Origin of the sequence: Moorena sp. SIO1G6 (assembly GCF_010672795.1) — a bacterium.
In the GTDB taxonomy this organism is placed as follows: Bacteria; Cyanobacteriota; Cyanobacteriia; order Cyanobacteriales; family Coleofasciculaceae; genus Moorena; species Moorena producens.
Window position 1 is genome coordinate 1 of the sequence record NZ_JAAHFZ010000171.1, and the last position, 1,605, is coordinate 1,605.

2 protein-coding genes and 1 pseudogene are annotated in these 1,605 nt (G+C 47.2%); 2 read left to right on the forward strand and 1 reads right to left on the reverse strand.

Annotated features, from left to right (window positions below; all coding sequences use genetic code 11):
* Positions 1 to 187, forward strand: a 187-nt coding sequence (locus tag F6K63_RS36785; protein ID WP_287255045.1) for a transposase, incomplete at its 5' end; no start/stop codon positions are given.
* Between the two features lie 9 nt (positions 188 to 196).
* A pseudogene (locus tag F6K63_RS36790) lies at positions 197 to 1,099 on the forward strand (reverse transcriptase domain-containing protein); the annotation flags it as partial.
* Between the two features lie 161 nt (positions 1,100 to 1,260).
* Here F6K63_RS36790 and F6K63_RS36795 read toward each other — a convergent pair.
* The gene (locus F6K63_RS36795) at positions 1,261 to 1,446 is read right to left on the reverse strand and encodes a hypothetical protein (RefSeq protein WP_287315010.1); all 186 of its coding nucleotides are present in this window, start codon (positions 1,444 to 1,446) and stop codon (positions 1,261 to 1,263) included.
* Positions 1,447 to 1,605 lie beyond the last annotated feature (159 nt).

Sequence of the window (1,605 nt, forward strand, 5' to 3'; positions counted from 1 at the left end):
TCCGCCCAAGTGCAACCGTACTGTTAAGCGTGAGTATGATCGATACTTATACCAAGCACGACATCTAATTGAAAACTTCTTTGCCCAACTCAAGCAATATCGAGCGATTGCCACACGCTATGATAAAGGGGCAATAAACTTTCTATCCGCAATTTATCTGGCTGCTACCGTTATCTGGCTTAATTGATGACACGCCCTAGCACCGTCATCTATAAAACAGGGGATTTTTAGATGCTTAAAGGCGGGCGTCAGTCCGGAATTCCCGGAGCAAGGAACACCCCAAGGAGGTGTGGTCAGCCCACTCTTAGCCAACGTGGCACTAAACGGAATAGAAAGCCTACACCCATCAATCCGGTACGCGGATGACATGGTGATATTTCTGAAACCAAAAGACGATGCCCAAAGGGTATTGGACAAGGTGAAAGGATTCTTAGCCGAACGAGGCATGGAAATTAGTGAAGAAAAGACCAAGATAACTCACTCGACAGACGGATTTGACTTCCTGGGCTGGAAATTCAGAGTCCAGAAGAATGGTAAGTTCCGTAGCATTCCCTCAGCGGATAACTTAAGAACTATCAAGAAGAAAATCAAAGCCGTGGTCAACAACTCGAACTATGGAGCTAAAGTAAAGGCACAAAAACTAGCCCCTATAATAAGAGGCTGGAAAAATTACCACCGGAATTGCAGGATGGACGGCTCCAGGAATACGCTTTGGTTCACACAATATCGAGCCTTCAAGGTATTCCTAAAGGAAAAGAAAATCAATCGATACGAGGCCAAAAGGCTAGTAAAGAAAGCGTTTCCGGCGGTTAAATATAAAGAGAATAAGCAGATTAAAGTCAGAGGCACCAAGTCCCCGTACGATGGAGACCTGGTATATTGGAGCGATAGAAACTCTAAGCTCTACGACAATGCTACCTCTAAAGCCCTGAAAAAGCAAAACCATTGCTGTGGATATTGCGGACACAGGTTACTAAGCGATGAAGTTGTACACCTCCATCACATAGATGGAAATCATGACAACTGGAACCCTAAAAACCTAACAGCAGTCCATCAAAGCTGCCACCAATATATACACAGTAGCCAAAAAGATACTTAGGAGCCGTATGCGGCGAAAGTTGCACGTACGGTATGACAGGAGAGGTGCTCCCCTTAATAGGGGACATCGACTCTAACTTCTGGAGCCACTGGCAAGATGCCAGTTCTACCCAGGGCTTATTCCGCAGCCACTGGCAAGATGCCAGTTCTACACAGGGACTATTACCCAGCCACTGGCAAGATGCCAGTTCTACGCAGAGCCGATTCCCCAGCCACTGGCAAGATGCCAGTTCTACACAGGGAATCTTCTGCAGCCACTGGCAAGATGCCAGTTCTACGCAGAGCCGATTCCCCAGCCACTGGCAAGATGCCAGTTCTACACAGGGAATCTTCTGCAGCCACTGGCAAGATGCCAGTTCTACACAGGGAATCTTCTGCAGCGTGCGGCTTGTTCTGAGTAGGAGCAACTCGTAGTAGAGTAGGTTATGACTCAGGTAACTCGCGGAATAACATCCCAAAGGTTATAACTATTCATCAGGATGGCGGTGCAAATCCGACCCCATCAGG